Below are 16,075 nucleotides of genomic sequence, written 5' to 3'. Positions count from 1 at the left end.
GACATTCGGGGTCACGCCGCGATCGCTGGTGCGTCCCGCCTAGTCCGAACCGGTGAGCGCCTCCACCAGGTCCTCCGCCGTCGCCGACTCGTCCAGCAGCTTCCCGACGTGGGCCTTGGTCCCGCGCAGCGGCTCCAGGGTCGGGATCCGCACGAGCGACTCCTTGCCCACGTCGAAGATGACCGAGTCCCACGACGCCGCCGCGATCGACGTCGCGTACTTCTCCAGCGCCCGGCCCCGGAAGTAGGCCCGCGTGTCCGAGGGCGGCGTCGTCACCGCGGCCAGCACCTCTTCCTCCGACACCAGCCGTTTCATCGACCCGCGCGTCACGAGCCGGTTGTACAGGCCCTTCGCCAGCCGCACGTCGGAGTACTGCAGGTCGACCAGCCGCAGCCGCGGCGCGCCCCACGCCAGGTTGTCCCGCTGCCGGTAACCCTCCAGCAGGCGCAGCTTCGCCGGCCAGTCCAGCCGGTCCGCGCACTCCTGCGGGTCGCGCGCCAGCGCGTCCAGGATCTCGCCCCAGACCCGCAGGACCTCCTTCGAGGCCTGGTCGGCGTCCGTGCGCTCCAAGTTCTGCGAGGCGATCTCGTGGTAGGCGAACTGCAGGTCCAGCCCGGTGTACTTCTTCCCGTTCGCCAGCGCGACCTGCGCCTTCAGCGTCGGGTCGTGACTGATCTGGTGCACCGCGCGCACCGGCTCGTCCAGCTTCAGGTCGTCGAACCGGATGCCCGACTCGATCAGGTCGAGGATCAGCGCCGTCGTCCCGACCTTCAGGTACGTCGAGTACTCGGACATGTTCGCGTCGCCGATGATGACGTGCAGCCGCCGGTACTTGTCCGCGTCCGCGTGCGGCTCGTCGCGGGTGTTGATGATCCCGCGCTTGAGCGTCGTCTCGAGCCCGACCTCGACCTCGATGTAGTCCGCACGCTGGGAGAGCTGGAACCCGGCCTCTTCGCTCTGCTGGCCGATGCCGACCCGGCCCGAGCCGGTCACCACCTGCCGCGACACGAAGAACGGGGTCAGCCCGGCGATGATCGCGGTGAACGGCGTCGACCGCGCGCACAGGTAGTTCTCGTGCGTGCCGTAGCTCGCGCCCTTGCCGTCGACGTTGTTCTTGTACAGCTGCAGCTGCGGCTGGCCGGGCACGGACGCCGCCTTGAGCGCGGCCTCCTCCATCACCCGCTCGCCGGCCTTGTCCCAGATGACCGCGTCGCGCGCGTTCGTCACCTCGGGTGCCGAGTACTCCGGGTGCGCGTGATCGACGTACAGCCGCGCCCCGTTGGTCAGGATGACGTTGGCCGCGCCGAGGTCCTCGACGTCCGGGTCGTGCCCGGGCCCGCCGGGCCCGGTCAGGTCGAACCCGCGCGCGTCCCGCAACGGGGACTCCACCTCGTAGTCCCACCGCGCCCGGCGGGCGCGCGGGATGTCGGCCGCGGCCGCGTAGGCCAGCACGACCTGGGTCGAGGTGAGTACCGGGTTCGCCGTCGCGTCGCCCGGCACGGAGATGCCGTACTCGACTTCGGTTCCCATGATCCGCCGCATGTCCACCACCCTACGGGGTCGTCCTAGTGGAACGATGCACCCATGCCAGGCAGTGACGAACTCGTTGCGCTCTATGACCAGGCCGGCTCCGCCGTCGGCACGACCAGCCGCTCCCGCGTCCGTGCCGAGGGCCTGTGGCACGCCGCCGGCGTCGTACTCGTCCGTTCGGGTGACGGAAAGGCCGTCTACGTGCACCTGCGCACCCCGGACAAGGACGTGTTCCCGTCCACCTGGGACTGCTGGGCCGGCGGCATGGTCGCCGCGGGCGAGTCACCGGCCGAGTGCGCCGGCCGGGAACTGGCCGAAGAGCTCGGCGTCCAAGGGGTGGAACCCGCTCCGCTGTTCACCAAGGTCTACGACGACGGTCGCAATCGCTGCCACAACTTCGCCTTCGAGGTCCGCTGGGACGGCCCGATCCGCCACCAGGCCGAAGAGATCGTCGAAGGCCGCTGGATCCCGCTGGAAGAGCTCCGCGCCTGGATCGACGACCCGGCACCCGAACTGCCCTTCATCCCCGACGGCCGCGAAGGCGTCCAGGAATGGTTCCGCCGCTACGGCTGAGCGGTGAGCTTCGCCGTCATCGCGGGCAGCAGGCGCTTCGCCGCGTCCACCGCGCGGGTCTCGGTGCTCGCCGAGACCGTCAGCTCGGACACCAGGCTTCCCTTGGCCAGCATCACCGTGCAGGTCTTGCCATCGCGCCAGGCATGCTGCAACTCGACCCCGGGCTGGACGGGGACGCTCACCGTCTTGCCCGCGCACTCGTTTTCCGCGACGGCTTGGGCGGCCGATCGGTCCGGGAACGCGAGGACGCGGTGGCTCAGCAGCGACGCGCCGGGGTAGCGCCAGGTCGCCGTCCGGCTGCCCACCGACGGCCCGTCCGCCAGGCACCCCGAGGCCTCGCCGGAAACCGGCTCGACGCCTTCTTCCGCGACATCGGCGTCGGTCAGCAGCGCCCGCTCCGCGAGCGGCCCGAGATCGGGGACCGCCGGTTTCTCCGGCGCGGCCTGGGCCTGACTCACCCGCGGTTCCGCGGGGACCGGCGCCGACGTGGTCACCGGATCGTCGTAGTACGTCTCGAGGTTGTTCGGGTCGGGCCCGTCGCAGCCGGTGAGGCTTGCCAACGCAACCGCGGCCAACGCGATCGCCTGCCGATGCCGCACCTCGACTCCTGTCATCCGGTTTCGTGCCTGCGCAGAGTAGTGCAGCCCCTCAGTCCCAACGCAACGAGGACCGGTGTCGCCAGTACTGCTCCGGATTCTCCGCCAGGCCCGCGAGTCCGGCCTCCTCCTCCGTGCTCAACGAGAGCGTGGCGCCCCGCAGGTTCGCCTCGAGCTGGCCCGGGCTCGCCGGGCCGATGACCGCCGCGGCAGCCCACTCCTGCGCCAGCACCGCGGCGACGGCGACGGCGTCCGGCCCGATCCCGTGCGCCGCCGCGATGTCGCGGACCGCCTTCGGGGCTTCGACCGCGAGCCGGCCGTTGGCCAGGGTTTCCTTGACCAGCACGCGCTTCCCGGCCGCGTGCGCCGCGGCGAGCGCCGGCCCGGCGGACCGTTCCAGGACGTTCCACGTCGACTGCACCGCCGAGAACACCGGCCGCCCGGCCACTTCCAGCGCGAACGCCCGCTCGATCGCGTCCGCCTGCGCCGGTCCGGACGTCGAGAACCCGACCGCGACGCCGTTCGCGGAAAGCTCCGCCAGCGCCTCGATCAGCGGCTCGTCGGTGAACAAAGGACTGTCCACAGTGAGCGAATGCACCTGGTACAGGCCGACCCGATCTGCCAGCAGCGCCAGGGTTTCCGCCCACTGCGCGGCGAACCGCGCCGCCGAGTGCTCCTTCACCTCGTGCACGTCGGCGTCGAGCCGCCAGTCCCCCACGTAGGCGTAGCCCCACTTGCTGGAGACCTCGACGCCGGGGTGCCCGCGCTCGGCGAGCCAGCCGGCCAGGAACTCCTCGGAGCGCCCGTACGACCGCGCGACGTCGACGTGCCGGATCCCCGCGGCGTAGGCGTCGTCGAGCACCGCGAAGGTCGCGGCGCGCATGGACTCGACGTCCCGCTCCGCCGGCAGCGCACCGTCGCGGCCCAGGTTGATGTAGGCGGGCCGGCCCAGCGCGGCCAGGCCGAGCGCGATGCGCTCCACCGGCGCCCTCACGCCGTCTGCTTGTGCCGGAGGATGGCCAGCCACTGGTCGGCGTTCTGGGCCTGGCGGTGGAGCTTCTCGAGGCGCGCGGCCGGCGCCCGGACGTACCCCTTGCCGAAGACCGGCGCGATCTGACGGAGGCTCGCGCCGCCTTCGCGGGCGGCGAGCAGGGCCCAGTCGGAGGCGTCGGCACAAGCGGCCGAGGCACGGCGCAGCTCCCCGAGGATGTCGATGAGCTCTTGGGCGCTCACCTCCCCCGCCTGGACGGCGGCGGCCGTCGTCTCCAGCCAGGCCAGTACGTCGGTTTCGGTGATCGGCGCGCGCGGCCGGCGGATTTCTTCGCTCACGGCGTGGAGTATAGGTCGTTATACGTCGATATACTCGAACCAGCCATGACGACACGCACCGAATCCCAGCCGGACGCCGAGCAGCTGCTCGAGGTCTTCAAGGCGCTCGCGAACCCCGTGCGGCTGCAGGTGCTGCGGTGGCTGCGGGAGCCCGAGCGGCACTTCCCCGTGGACCGGGCCATCGCCGACCCGGTCGAGGTCGGCGTGTGCGTGAGCCACATCCAGGAGAAGCTGGGTCTCGCGCAGTCGACCGTGTCGGCCTACATGGCGTCGCTGCAGCGCGCCGGCCTGGTGCGCGCGACCCGCGTCGGCAAGTGGACGCACTACAAGCGCGACGAAGCCCGGATCGCCGAGTTCGTCGCCGCGCTCGGCCACTCCCTCTGACCGCTCCCCTCCCCCGCCGCGGCGGACACACGGTTGACTCATATCGTACTTCTGCGATACTTCGATGCATGGGCACGATCGAGAACATGCGGCTCGGCCGCTACGGCATCTGGACGTTCGACTTCGAGGACCAGCCGGCCGGCCTGATCCGGGACTCCGTGCGGGAGCTGGAAGAACTCGGCTGGCCGGCGGTCTGGATCCCGGAGAGCGACGGCCGGGAAGCCCTGACGCACGCCGGGTTCCTGCTGTCGGCCACCGAACGCCTCACCGTCGTCAACGGGATCGCGCAGATCCGGTCGCGCGGACCGCGCTGGACCCGCGGCGCGGCCCTGCTGCTGGCCGACGCCTACCCGGACCGCCACCTGCTCGGCCTCGGCTTCGGCGCCGGGGAGCCCGGCGCGAAGCCGCTTCAGGCGATGAACGACTACCTCGACGCCCTGGACGCCATCACGAGCGTCAACCCCGAGCCGCCGACGCCGATCCGGCGCCTGCTCGCCGCGTACGGCCCGAAGATGCTGGAGCTGGCCCGAGACCGGTCGGCGGGGGCGCACACGTACCACGTGACGCCGGAGCACACCGCCCAGGCGCGGGAGATCCTCGGCGACGGGCCGTTCCTCGGCGTCGAGCAAGCCGTGCTCTTCGAAACCGACGCGGCCAAGGCGCGGGAAATCGCCCGCGGCCACCTGCACATGTACCTCACCTCGCAGTACAACATCGCGAAGTTCCGGCGGCTCGGCTACTCGCCGGCCGACATCGACGGCGCCAGCGACCGGCTCGTCGACGATCTCGTCTTCTGGGGCGACCTCGACACGATCACCGGCAAGCTGGGCGCCCACCTCGACGCCGGCGCCGACCACGTCGGCATCCAGGTGATCGGGGTCGAACCGGGCACTTCGGCCATGCCGCACTGGCGCCGGCTGGCCGAAGCGCTGTTACCCGCCGGCGTCGTCGCGTAGCCCGAACCGCGCGGTGCAGTGCCAGACGCGCTTGAGCCCCTGCGGATCGTGCCGGCCGGCACGGACGGCGTCGCCGATGACGCGGGCGTCGAGCAGGCCGTCCCGGGCGATCTCCTTGCCGGCCCGCACGACATCCTCGCCCCGGAAGCCGGCGTGTTCGGCCAAAACCTCGACCGGCAGCCGGAACCCGTGGTGCCAGGAGGTGGGAAACGGCAGCTCGGCGGCCGCCGCCTCGACGTCGGTGCCCCGGAACGCCGGGTCCAGCACGAGCGCGTCGACGTCCGTCGCGAGCCGGAGCGGGCCGTGGACGTGGGCTTCGACGTGGTCGTCGAGCTCGTCCTGGGTGTCCGCCTCGGCGAGGGCGAGCAGCGGCAGGTGCTCGGCAGTGCCGAAGTCTTCCGGCTCGAAGAAGCTGTCCGGGTAGCAGAACGTCGTGCGCGCGAGCACTTCCCGCTTCAGCCGCAGGTGGGACGAGCCGAACCGGACGGAGCCGCCCGCCGGACGGCGACGGTAGTTGAGCGACCCGTACTTGGGCCGGGCCGACGGCGGCAGGTCGTCGTAGGCGCCGCCGAACATGCGGTTCTCCCAGCGCCACCGGTCGCCGCCGGTGTGCGCGGTCAGCCCGCCGTTGCTCGTGCCCGTCTCGAACTGCGAGCGGTAGACGCCGTCGATGACGAGGTGCCGCAGCAACGGCACCTCGCCCACCAGGCGGTCCGGGTGGAAGTGGACGGTGACGTCCAGGCCACCGGGCAGCGGCGGCCCGTCCACGCGGCGCGCGATGTGCTCGACCGCTCGCCGCCACGGTTCTTCCCCCCACGCCATGGGCGGCATCCTACCCCGATGCGTATAGGTCGTTATACGGAATTACGACGTCCGAAACCTGCTGGCTTCGCGCCTGCCGTCCCGGCTTGACTGCGCGCATGCGGTTCGGAGCCATGGAGTTCGGCGTCACGGTGCGGTTCGCGCTGCTGGCGGTCGTCTGGGGGGCGAGTTTCCTCTTCATCAAGGTGGGCCTGGGTGGGCTCTCCCCCGGTCAGATCGCGCTCGCGCGGGTCGGGTTGGGCGCGCTCGCGCTGGCGGCCGTGCTGGTGCTGCGCCGGCGGCCGCTCCCCCGGGATCCCGTACTATGGGGCCACCTCGCGGTCGTCTCGGTGCTGCTGTGCGTGGTGCCGTTCCTGCTGTTCTCGTGGGCGGAACAGTACATTTCGTCCGGTTTGGCCAGTATCTTCAACGCGACGACCCCGCTCATCACGATGCTGATGGCCGCCACGGCGCTGCCCGAAGAGCGGTTCACGCCGCCCCGCGTGCTCGGCCTGTCGCTCGGTTTCCTCGGCGTGCTCACGATCGTCGGGGTGTGGCACGGCGTCGACGTCTCGCACCAGCTGACCGCGCAACTGACCTGCCTCGGTGCCACGACGTGCTACGGCGCCTGTTTCGTCTACCTGCGCCGGTTCGTCTCACCGCGCGGGGCGGATCCGGTCGTGGTCGCGTTCGGTCAGACGGGCTCGGCGACGGTCATCCTCGCCCTGCTGGCGCCGGCGGTCGCGGCGACGCCGGTCCACCTGGGCCTCACGGTGGTGGCGAGCATGGTGGCGCTCGGCGTCTTCGGCACGGGCATCGCCTACGTCTGGAACGTCCGCATCATCGCGGCCTGGGGCGCGGCCAACGCCTCGGCCGTGACCTACCTCACACCGGTGGTCGGGGTGCTGCTCGGCGTGCTCGTACTGGGCGAACCGCTGAGCTGGAACCAGCCGGCCGGCGCGCTCCTGGTGGTTCTGGGCATCGTCGCGGCGCACGGACGTCCGCCTCGGAGCCGCGCCTCCGAACCCGAATTGTCCACCGCCGGACACGCCGATGGGGCGGCCGCCGAAGCGACCGCCCCATCGAACATGCGAACCTACAGGTACTGACCGGTGTTCGTGGCGGTGTCGATCGCCCGCCCCGAGTCCGTGTTCTTGCCGGTGACGAGCGTGCGGATGTAGACGATCCGCTCGCCCTTCTTGCCGGAGATCCGGGCCCAGTCGTCCGGGTTGGTGGTGTTGGGCAGGTCCTCGTTCTCCGCGAACTCGTCGACGATCGCGTCCAGCAGGTGCTGCACGCGCAGGCCGGGCTGGTTGGTCTCCAGCACGGACTTGATGGCCGACTTCTTCGCCCGGTCCACGATGTTCTGGATCATCGCGCCCGAGTTGAAGTCACGGAAGTACAGGACCTCCTTGTCCCCGTTGGCGTAGGTCACCTCGAGGAACCGGTTCTCGTCGCTCTCCTCGTACATCCGCTCGACCGTGTGCTGGATCATCGCGTCGAACGTCGCCTTGGCGTCGCCGCCGAACTCGGCGAGGTCGTCGGCGTGGATCGGCAGGCCTTCGGCCAGGTACTTGGAGAAGATGTCCTTCGCGCCTTCGGCGTCCGGACGCTCGATCTTGATCTTGACGTCGAGCCGGCCCGGCCGCAGGATCGCCGGGTCGATCATGTCCTCGCGGTTGGAGGCGCCGATGACGATGACGTTCTCCAGGCCTTCGACACCGTCGATCTCCGACAGCAGCTGCGGCACGATCGTGGTTTCCACGTCGGACGAAACGCCCGACCCACGGGTCCGGAAGATCGAGTCCATCTCGTCGAAGAACACGATCACCGGGGTGCCCTCGGAGGCCTTCTCCCGCGCCCGCTGGAAGATCAGGCGGATGTGCCGCTCGGTCTCCCCGACGAACTTGTTGAGCAGCTCGGGACCCTTGATGTTCAGGAAGTAGGACTTCCCGTCCTCGTTGTCGCCCCGTGCCGCGGCCACCTTCTTGGCCAGCGAGTTCGCGACCGCCTTGGCGATGAGCGTCTTGCCGCAGCCCGGCGGGCCGTAGAGCAGGACGCCCTTGGGCGGGCGCAGCTGGTACTCCTGGTACAGGTCGGCGTGCAGGAACGGCAGTTCCACCGCGTCGCGGATCTGTTCGATCTGCCGGGTGAGGCCACCGATGTCCTCGTAGCGGACGTCGGGCACCTCCTCCAGCACCAGGTCCTCGACCTCCGCCTTCGGCACGCGCTCGTACGCGTAGCCGGCCTTGGAGTCGACCAGGAGCGAGTCGCCCGGTTTGAGCGGCTGCTCGGCCAGCAGATCGGAGAGCAGGACCACCCGCTCCTCGTCCGCGTGCCCGACCACCAGCGCGCGAAGGCTGCCGCCCTCGACGTCGGCGGCGAGCACCTCACGCAAGGCACACACCTCGCCGGTGCGTTCGAAGCCGCCGGCCTCGACCACGGTGAGCGCCTCGTTGAGCCGCAGCGCCTGGCCGCGACGCAACGACGAGAGCTCGACCGCGGGTGAGACCGACACCCGCATCTTCCGGCCGGCCGTGAAGACGTCCACCGTGTTGTCCTCGTACGCCTCGACGAAGACGCCGTACCCGGACGGTGGCTGGGCCAGCCGGTCGACTTCCTCACGCAGCGCGAGGAGCTGTCCTCGCGCTTCACGCAGGGTTTCGACCAGTTTGGTGTTGCGTTCGGTGAGCTGGCTCACCCTTTCCGAGGCCTCGGCGAGCCGCTGTTCGAGAACTCGGTTCTGCCGTGGCGAGTCGGTCAGTTTGCGGCGCAGCAGCGCCACTTCCTCCTCGAGAAAACGGATCTGCCGAGCCTGCTCGTCCGCCGTCGTCCCAGCTCCGGATGTTGCTGAAGGGTCGGCCTCCTCGCGCCGACCTCCGGGAAGGTCATGATGCATCGGGCACCTCCTCGGAGTGCTTTTCATTCCACGGTACCGGCGATCACCGACAAGAAAAGGCCTTTCCGGATCACAAGATCGGCGCGTCGCGGTTTCCTCGCCTGGTCCAGCACGGACATTCCCGCAGCGCAAGCGGCCATTTCGGTGCCGTGGCCCCGGCGCGTCGCGGGCCCGTCCGGGCCGGGACGAACCAAGCACGGCGGGAGTACCCGCTCCACAGACGGCCCAACCGTGCCCCGGGATGACGATTCGGGCGAGTTCCGCCCTAACCGCGCGGCGCCCCGGCCCGATGGCTAGCATCGGGCCGACGCCGGCCGCCCTGAGGACGGCGTCCGGAGCCGAAGGAACGCGAGGGGGCACCACCCATGACCTACCCGCCGCAGCAACCGGGCGGCTACGGCCAGCAGCCCGGCGGCTACGGGCAGCAGCCCGGGCCGTACGGCCAGCAGCCTGGTGGCTACCCCCAGAGCGGACCGCAGCCCCAGCCGGGCTACGGCGGCACCCAGCAGTTCGGCCAGCCCGACCCGTACGGTCAGCCGCAGCAGGGCGGTTACCCGCCGCAGACGGGTCCTCAGCCCCAGCAGGGCTACCCGCAGTACGGCCAGCAGGACCAGTGGGGCCAGCAGCAGCAGAACTACGGCGGTCACGACCCGTACGGGGGCGGTGGCTTCGGTGACGCCCCGCCGCCCAAGAAGAAGAAAACCGGGCTGATCGTCGGCATCGCGGCCGCCGCGGTGGTCCTCGTCGGCGGCGGCGTGACGTGGGTCGTCCTGGCCAACGGCGACGACGGCAACACCGCTGCCCCGCCCGCCAGCAGCAGCTCTGCCGCGCCGACGTCCGCGCCGAAGACGTCCGCTTCGAAGCCACGGGCCACCTCGCCCACCAAGCCGTCGACGACCGGCAGCAAGCCGGCCGGTGGCCCCGCCCCCTCGGGCCAGGGCAGCTCGCAGGAGCTGTTCGACACGACGGTCGCCGCCTACAACGCGAGCGACGAGAAGGCGCTGGCCGACACCATCTGCCGGAGCGTCTTCGAGGGCACGACGGGCGACATCCCGAAGGTCACGGTGAAGCTCACCGGCTCGCCGCAGGACACCGGCGAGAAGTCCACCGTGCGCTACTCGGCCACGGACGGCAGCAAGACCAAGGTCGGCACGATGTCGGCCCAGAAGGAATCCGGCCTGTGGTGCCTGTCCAACGTCAGGGCGGACGGCTCGTGAGCACGCGCCGGCGGTGAACCGCGCGCTCGCCGCCGGGCTCGTGCTGCTCGGCGTGGCCGGTGCGGGCGTGGTGCTGGGACTGCTGCTCGTCGCGCCGTCCGGCTCCTCGCCCGCCCCTTCGACCCCGCCGGCCCCGGCCACCCGCGCGTCGACGTCCACCGCGCCCGACGCGGGTGATACAGCAGCGGTGACCGTGCTGGCCCGCGCGATCGTCGACGCGATCGCGCACCACGACTCGGCGGCGTTCGGCAAGCTGACGTGCCGCCCGCAGAGCGCAGCAGCCCTGGCGGGGTTGCAGCGGACGTGGGACGCGGCCGGCCCGGTGACGGCGACGTTGAAGGAGCCGCCGGAGGTCCGCGGCGAGTCCGCGACGGCGAAGGTGCACGTCGAGGCCGCGGGCGGGACGAAGGACACGCCCTTCCCGCTGCACAAGGAGTCCGGGCACTGGTGCGTGCCGGGCTAGCTCGGCCGGAACCCCGCGGGCCGGCGAGTGGCCAGGCAGACCAGCGGAATGGCCGGCGCGGCAAGGTCGGCACCGCGGTCCGGCTCCGACCCGGCGCCCGGCGCCCGGCTCGATCACGTCACCCCCGATCCAGCGCGGCGGCGACGTCGGCTGCCGGAAAGTCGGCAGCGCGCCCAGCGCGAAACCGCCGAGCGCCCGGCAAGCCGCCCAACCGGCGAAGCCGGCCGCGCGCCGGCACCGGCGCGCGGTCATGACGTCAGCCCTTGCCCTTGGCGGGGCGCCGCGACACGCGCGGGGACACGGTGCCGTCCGCGAGCCGCCGGGCCGTGAGCAGGAAGGCCGTGTGCGCGACCATCCGGTGGTCCGGGCGCACCGCCAGGCCTACCACGTGCCACGGCCGCATCAGCGTTTCCCACGATTCGGGCTCGGTCCAGCACTGCTGCTCGCGCAAGGACTCGGTGACGCGCGACAGCTGCGTCACCGTCGCGACGTAGACCGTCAGCACGCCGCCCGGCACCAGGTGGGCGGCGACGTTCGGCAGCTGGTCCCACGGGGCCAGCATGTCCAGCACGACCCGGTCGACCTCGCCCTCGTGGGACGCCAGGTCCGCCACCGTGAGCGACCAGTTCGCCGGCTTCTCGCCGAAGAACTTCACGACGTTGTGCTCGGCGTGCACGGCGTGGTCGTCGCGGATCTCGTAGGAGTGCACGCTCCCGGCCGGGCCCACCGCGCGCAGCAGCGAGCACGTCAGCGCACCAGAACCCGCGCCCGCCTCGAGCACGCGAGCGCCGGGGAAGATGTCGCCCCACATCACGATCTGCGCGGCGTCCTTCGGGTAGATCACCTGCGCGCCGCGCGGCATCGAGAGCACGTAGTCCGGCAGCAGCGGGCGCAGCGCCAGGTACGTCGACCCGCCCGCGGAGGTCACCACCGAGCCCTCGGGACGGCCGATGAGGTCGTCGTGGGCGAGCCCGCCGCGGTGGGTGTGGTACTCCCCGCCGTCGGCCAGCGTCAGGGTGTAGTGCCGCCCCTTCGAGTCGGTCAACTGCACCCGATCACCCGCGCGAAACGGTCCGCTGACCGACAACACTTCCTCCAGTACCCCGAATGGCCGACGACAGATCTTCGCAGGCCGCCCGGGCCGTGGACGCAGCGGGTGTCAGCGGGCGCGGCGGTTCAGCGCGGCCCGCAGGTCGTCCCGGCGCAGCACGCCCGCCGGGCGGCCCTCGTCGTCGACCACCAGGAACTGCCACGCCGCGGTTTCGCGGACGCGTTCGACGACGTCCTCCCCCGGTTCCGAGGCCAGCAGCACGGTCTCGGCCCGGATCGGCTCGGCGGCGAGTTCCGCCGGCGCGTGCGGCGACGTGCCCGCGAGCCGCTCCGCCGCGCCCGTGTCGAGCAGCCCGGCGGCGACTCCGTCGGCCCGGACGAGTACCACGCCCCGGCCCGCCGACGCGGCCAGCGCGTCCGACACCGGGCTCTCGGCGGGCAGCTGCAGCACCGGCCGCACCAGCTCGCCCAGCTCCAGTCCTTCGGGCCAGGTGCGGCGCGCTTCCGCGGCCAGCTCCGAGCGCGCGCCGAGGATCACGAACCACGCGGTGACGACGCAGACGCCCAGACGCAGCCAGCGGTCCGGGCTCCCGGTCGCCAGGCCCCACAGCGCCCACACGAGCAGCCCCGCGGCCACGACCGCGCCGCCGGCGACCGCGGCACGCGTGCCCTTCGCGCGGATCCCCGTCGCTGCCCAGACGCCCGCGCGGACCAGCCGCCCGCCGTCCAGGGGCAGGCCGGGCAGCAGGTTGAACACGCCGACGGCGAGGTTCGCCACCGCGCATTCGGCCACCAGCATCCAGACCGCGCCGTCCGGTGGGACGGCGAACATCAGCAGGCCACAGAACCCGCCCAGCAGCAATGACACCGCCGGGCCGGCCGCGGCGACGAGGCCTTCGTGGACGGGCCGCTTCGGCGTGCGGGCCACTTCGGACAGCCCGCCCAGCAGGAAGAGGCGCAGCCGCCGCACCGGGATCCCCAGCCGCAGCGCGGCCAGGCAGTGGCCGAGCTCGTGGGCGAGCACCGACAGGCCCAGCAGCAGCGCGAAAGCGCCGGCCAGCAGCCACGACGTCAGGGTGGAGGCGTCCGGGAGCAGCCGCCCGACCAGCGGCGCGTACAGCACGACGACGACCAGCGAGCCGATCCACCAGGACGGCGCCAGCAGCACGGGCACGCCGGCGACCCGGAACAGCAGGAGACCGCCGTCCGAGAGGACGGCCTGCCGGGTGCCCCCGGTGCCCTGCTCACTGGTCGCGGCCATGCCGGAGAGCCTAGAGCCCCCGGTGTGGGTACCGGGTGATCCGGTCCGGGTGGTGTCGCCCATGGCGGGCACCTGTACCTGGAAGGACGACTCGCGTACCCGGAGGGTCGGCTCGGCGCCGGGGCCGAACCGACTGCCCGGGTACGCGGGTTGTCCGGACCTGTCGGGGCCGGCGGGCGTTGCGGTCGCCGGAACTGTCGTACCCCGGCGTTACGCTCTGCCCATGTCCGACGCCGACACCGTCACCACGGAACCCCCAGCCGCCGCCGTCGCCACCGAGGTGCGCCGGCGGCCCGCGTTGTCGCCGTCGAGGGCCAGTGACTTCAAGCAGTGCCCGCTGCTCTACCGGTTCCGCGCGGTCGACCGGCTTCCCGAGGTACCGACCAAGGCCCAGCTGCGCGGCACGCTCGTCCACTCGGTACTGGAGCGGCTGTTCGCGCTGCCCGCCGCGGAGCGCGTGCCCGCCCAGGCGCGGGAGCTGCTCGGCCCGGCGTGGACGGAGCTGTCCGAAGACCGTCCGGAGTGGACCGAGCTGTTCGACGGCGAGAAGCCCGACGACCACGCGGACTGGTTGCGGTCGGCGGAAAAGCTGCTCGACGCCTACTTCGAGCTGGAAGACCCGCGGCGGCTCGAGCCGGAGGCGTGCGAGCTGCACGTCGAGATCGAGCTCGGTTCCGGCGTGCTGCTGCGCGGCTACATCGACCGCGTCGACGTCGCGCCGACCGGCGAGATCCGGGTCGTCGACTACAAGACCGGCGCCGCGCCGCGTGAAATCGGCGAGGCCAAGGCGATGTTCCAGATGAAGTTCTACGCCGTGGTGCTGTGGCGGCTGCGCGGGATCGTGCCGCGCCAGCTGAAGCTGATGTACCTCACCGACGGCCAGTCGCTGGCCTACACCCCGGACGAAGCCGAGCTGATCCGGTTCGAGCGGACGCTGGAAGCCATCTGGCAGGCCATCCTCAAGGCGGGCAAGACCGGAGACTTCCGGGCGAACAAGAGCAAGCTGTGCAACTGGTGCGACCACCAGGCGCACTGTCCCGAATACGGCGGCACGCCACCCGCCTACCCCGGCTGGCCGGAGCCCGACGCGGGCGACGAGACGCCGCTGGACCGGGCCGACTGATGGCCGACGCCTTCTACGTCCCGCTCGGCGGCGACCGGTACTCCGCGACCGCCCACACGGCCGGGCCCTGGTCCTCCGACTCCCAGCACTTCGGCCCGCCGTCGGCGTTGCTGGTCCGGGCGCTCGAAAACGTCGAACCCGCGCACCCGGCGGAACTCGCGCGGGTCACCGTCGAGATCCTCGGCCCGGCCCCGGTCGCCGAGCTCGCCGTGCGGGCCCGGATCGAACGGCCCGGCCGGTCGGTCGAACTGCTGCAGGCCGAGCTGGCGAGCGCGGATCGCGTCGTGGCACGAGCTTCGGCGTGGCGCATCGCGACGTCCGACACGGCCGAGATCGCCACCGACGCCGGGCCGCTGATGCCCACCCCGGCCAGCGTCACGGAGTCACAGTGGCCCGAAGGCTGGCAGGCCGGCTACCTCGACGCGGTGGAGTGGCGCGCGGTCCGCGGCGGCATGGACGTGCCCGGCCCGGCGGCGGTCTGGGCCCGCCAGCGCGTCCCGCTGGTCGACGGTGAGGAGCCGAGCGGACTGCAGCGCCTGTTCGCCGTCGCCGACTCCGGCAACGGCGTGTCGAACTACCTCGACCCGCGCAAGTGGTGGTTCATCAACTCCGAGCTGACCGTGCACCTGCGGCGCCCGCCGGCGGGCGAGTGGATCGGCCTCGACGCGGTCACCCTGGTCGGCAAGCACGGCGTCGGCACGGCGACGAGCATCCTGCACGACGGCGACGGCCCGGTGGCCACCGGCGCGCAGGCGCTGATGGTGCGACCGCGACAGGCCGGGGGCGGATAGCCACCCACAACGGGCCCGCATCCAATAGCCTTCGCGGAACGACCGACTTGAGGAGCGCTCCGGCATGCAGATCACCTCGGTGGTCAACCAGAAAGGTGGGGTCGGCAAGACCTCGCTGAGCGTCGGCACCGCGGCCGCACTGGCCGAACAGGGGCGCCGGGTACTGCTGGTCGACCTCGACCCGCAGGGCCACGCGACGACCGAGATGCTCGGGTTGTCCGAGGTGCCCCCGGACAAGCCGAGCCTGGCGAAAGCGCTGGCCAAGACGTGGAAGGGCCCGATCGAGGAGATCGTCGTCCCGCACCCGCGCAGCAACCTCGGCAAGGGCGGCGCGCTCGACGTCGTGCCGACGTCACCGGGGATGTTCGACCTGATCCGGCGGCTCGACTCGTTCCGCGTGCCCGGCTGGCAGCTGGCACGGGTCATCCAGTTCGCCAACTACGACCACTGCATCATCGACTGCCCGCCGGCGCTGGACGTCCTGACGAACAACGCGCTGGCGGCGTCGCACGGCATCCTGGTCCCGGTCCAGCCGGACAAGACGAGCATTCGCGCGCTGCGGCTGCTGGCCGACCAGGTCCGGTACGTCGAGCAGACGGTCGGGCGGCCCCCGCTGTCCTGGTTCGGTCTGGTGCCGAGCCTCTACCGGCGGCCGATCTCGCACTACGCGGCCGCGGCGCTGCAGGAGATGTACGAGTTCGGCATCCCGATGCTGTCGCACCTGCCGCTGGGCGTGGTGATGAACGAGGCGGCGGCGAACGGCGTCCCGGTGACGACCTACGCCCCGGAGACGTTGCAGGCGCTGTCGTTCCGCGAGATCGCGACGACGCTGGACAGCTACCTGGAGCAGAACCAGGCACCCGCGGTGGTCCCGGCCGACGAGGAGTTCGTCTTCGAGGACTTCATCTCCGAGGTGGCGGTGGCCCGCAACGTCAACGACAACGGCGCCCGCAAGGGCCTCTACGACCTGCTGCCGAAGAAGCCCAACCGGCCCCGCTGACTCCCGTCGTGAGTGAGAAACAGTGTTAGAACACTGTTTACGGCGACGGCGGTCGCGCTGGGCGGCCGAGCCGAGTTCGTCGGCTCCGATCGCGCTCAGGCC

The 16,075-nt window shown here is 71.7% G+C and carries 17 protein-coding genes; 9 read left to right on the top strand and 8 right to left on the bottom strand.

Translation table 11 applies throughout. The features are described from left to right. Positions 1-39: 39 nt before the first annotated feature. Positions 40-1,542 (bottom strand): depupylase/deamidase Dop, encoded by a 1,503-nt coding sequence (dop, locus tag AB0M59_RS32610; RefSeq protein ID WP_364622954.1) that lies wholly within the window; start codon positions 1,540-1,542, stop codon positions 40-42. A 42-nt stretch (positions 1,543-1,584) separates the two neighbouring features. Here dop and AB0M59_RS32605 point away from each other — a divergent pair, with 42 nt between their 5' ends. Further along, positions 1,585-2,103 (top strand): NUDIX domain-containing protein, encoded by a 519-nt coding sequence (locus AB0M59_RS32605; protein WP_364622951.1) that lies wholly within the window; start codon positions 1,585-1,587, stop codon positions 2,101-2,103. On the opposite strand, the gene AB0M59_RS32600 is transcribed toward AB0M59_RS32605, so the two are convergent. Genes AB0M59_RS32600 through AB0M59_RS32590 form a run of 3 tightly spaced genes read right to left on the bottom strand, consistent with a single transcriptional unit; the run spans position 2,094 to position 4,028 of the window. Further along, the gene (locus AB0M59_RS32600; protein ID WP_364622948.1) at positions 2,094-2,702 is read right to left on the bottom strand and encodes a hypothetical protein; all 609 of its coding nucleotides are present in this window, start codon (positions 2,700-2,702) and stop codon (positions 2,094-2,096) included. The two genes, AB0M59_RS32605 and AB0M59_RS32600, sit on opposite strands and share 10 nt — an antisense overlap. A gap of 49 nt (positions 2,703-2,751) precedes the next feature. Then, complete coding sequence (locus tag AB0M59_RS32595; RefSeq protein WP_364622945.1) at positions 2,752-3,693, bottom strand: aldo/keto reductase; 942 nt, start codon at positions 3,691-3,693, stop codon at positions 2,752-2,754. Continuing rightward, entirely contained in the window at positions 3,690-4,028 is a 339-nt protein-coding gene (locus AB0M59_RS32590) for a hypothetical protein (RefSeq protein ID WP_364622943.1), read from the bottom strand. The genes AB0M59_RS32595 and AB0M59_RS32590 overlap by 4 nt, the downstream gene beginning before the upstream one ends. A 45-nt stretch (positions 4,029-4,073) precedes the next feature. Here AB0M59_RS32590 and AB0M59_RS32585 point away from each other — a divergent pair, with 45 nt between their 5' ends. Together AB0M59_RS32585 and AB0M59_RS32580 are read left to right on the top strand one after the other, a co-directional pair. Further along, the gene (locus AB0M59_RS32585; protein ID WP_364622941.1) at positions 4,074-4,412 is read left to right on the top strand and encodes a metalloregulator ArsR/SmtB family transcription factor; all 339 of its coding nucleotides are present in this window, start codon (positions 4,074-4,076) and stop codon (positions 4,410-4,412) included. A gap of 68 nt (positions 4,413-4,480) precedes the next feature. Next, a complete protein-coding gene (locus tag AB0M59_RS32580) occupies positions 4,481-5,368 on the top strand; it encodes a TIGR03620 family F420-dependent LLM class oxidoreductase (protein ID WP_364622939.1) in 888 nt (295 codons plus the stop codon). Here the strand turns inward: AB0M59_RS32580 and AB0M59_RS32575 are convergent. After that, positions 5,345-6,190 carry a DUF3626 domain-containing protein gene (locus AB0M59_RS32575; RefSeq protein ID WP_364622936.1) on the bottom strand — a complete coding sequence of 282 codons (846 nt, stop codon included), beginning with the start codon at positions 6,188-6,190 and terminating at the stop codon, positions 5,345-5,347. The genes AB0M59_RS32580 and AB0M59_RS32575 overlap by 24 nt on opposite strands. Before the next feature lie 98 nt (positions 6,191-6,288). Between AB0M59_RS32575 and AB0M59_RS32570 the strand changes: the two genes are divergently transcribed. After that, a complete protein-coding gene (locus AB0M59_RS32570) occupies positions 6,289-7,278 on the top strand; it encodes a DMT family transporter (RefSeq protein ID WP_364622934.1) in 990 nt (329 codons plus the stop codon). Here AB0M59_RS32570 and arc read toward each other — a convergent pair. After that, complete coding sequence (arc, locus tag AB0M59_RS32565; protein ID WP_364622931.1) at positions 7,266-9,068, bottom strand: proteasome ATPase; 1,803 nt, start codon at positions 9,066-9,068, stop codon at positions 7,266-7,268. The two genes, AB0M59_RS32570 and arc, sit on opposite strands and share 13 nt — an antisense overlap. Before the next feature lie 365 nt (positions 9,069-9,433). Between arc and AB0M59_RS32560 the strand changes: the two genes are divergently transcribed. Both AB0M59_RS32560 and AB0M59_RS32555 read left to right on the top strand, forming a co-directional pair. After that, entirely contained in the window at positions 9,434-10,285 is an 852-nt protein-coding gene (locus tag AB0M59_RS32560; RefSeq protein WP_364622929.1) for a hypothetical protein, read from the top strand. 13 nt (positions 10,286-10,298) lie between these two features. Further along, the gene (locus AB0M59_RS32555; RefSeq protein ID WP_364622926.1) at positions 10,299-10,748 is read left to right on the top strand and encodes a hypothetical protein; all 450 of its coding nucleotides are present in this window, start codon (positions 10,299-10,301) and stop codon (positions 10,746-10,748) included. Between the two features lie 256 nt (positions 10,749-11,004). Here AB0M59_RS32555 and AB0M59_RS32550 read toward each other — a convergent pair whose 3' ends face one another. Both AB0M59_RS32550 and AB0M59_RS32545 read right to left on the bottom strand, forming a co-directional pair. Further along, positions 11,005-11,835, bottom strand: coding sequence for a tRNA (adenine-N1)-methyltransferase (locus AB0M59_RS32550; RefSeq protein WP_364622923.1), 831 nt, complete (start codon positions 11,833-11,835; stop codon positions 11,005-11,007). A 72-nt stretch (positions 11,836-11,907) separates the two neighbouring features. Further along, positions 11,908-13,059: a site-2 protease family protein gene (locus AB0M59_RS32545; protein ID WP_364622921.1), complete on the bottom strand. Its 1,152-nt coding sequence runs from the start codon at positions 13,057-13,059 to the stop codon at positions 11,908-11,910. 223 nt (positions 13,060-13,282) lie between these two features. Here AB0M59_RS32545 and AB0M59_RS32540 point away from each other — a divergent pair, with 223 nt between their 5' ends. The 3 genes from AB0M59_RS32540 (at position 13,283) to AB0M59_RS32530 (ending at position 15,973) form a co-directional block, all read left to right on the top strand. Continuing rightward, positions 13,283-14,182, top strand: coding sequence for a RecB family exonuclease (locus AB0M59_RS32540; protein ID WP_364622918.1), 900 nt, complete (start codon positions 13,283-13,285; stop codon positions 14,180-14,182). Further along, the gene (locus tag AB0M59_RS32535) at positions 14,182-14,973 is read left to right on the top strand and encodes a thioesterase family protein (protein ID WP_364622915.1); all 792 of its coding nucleotides are present in this window, start codon (positions 14,182-14,184) and stop codon (positions 14,971-14,973) included. Before AB0M59_RS32540 ends, AB0M59_RS32535 begins: the two co-directional genes overlap by 1 nt. A 64-nt stretch (positions 14,974-15,037) precedes the next feature. Then, entirely contained in the window at positions 15,038-15,973 is a 936-nt protein-coding gene (locus AB0M59_RS32530; protein WP_364622912.1) for a ParA family protein, read from the top strand. Positions 15,974-16,075 lie beyond the last annotated feature (102 nt).

Origin of the sequence: Amycolatopsis sp. NPDC051371, assembly GCF_040682155.1 — a bacterium.
In the GTDB taxonomy this organism is placed as follows: Bacteria; Actinomycetota; Actinomycetes; order Mycobacteriales; family Pseudonocardiaceae; genus Amycolatopsis.
The sequence above is the reverse complement of the archived record's forward strand: the minus strand, read 5'-3'. Positions and strand labels throughout refer to the sequence as shown.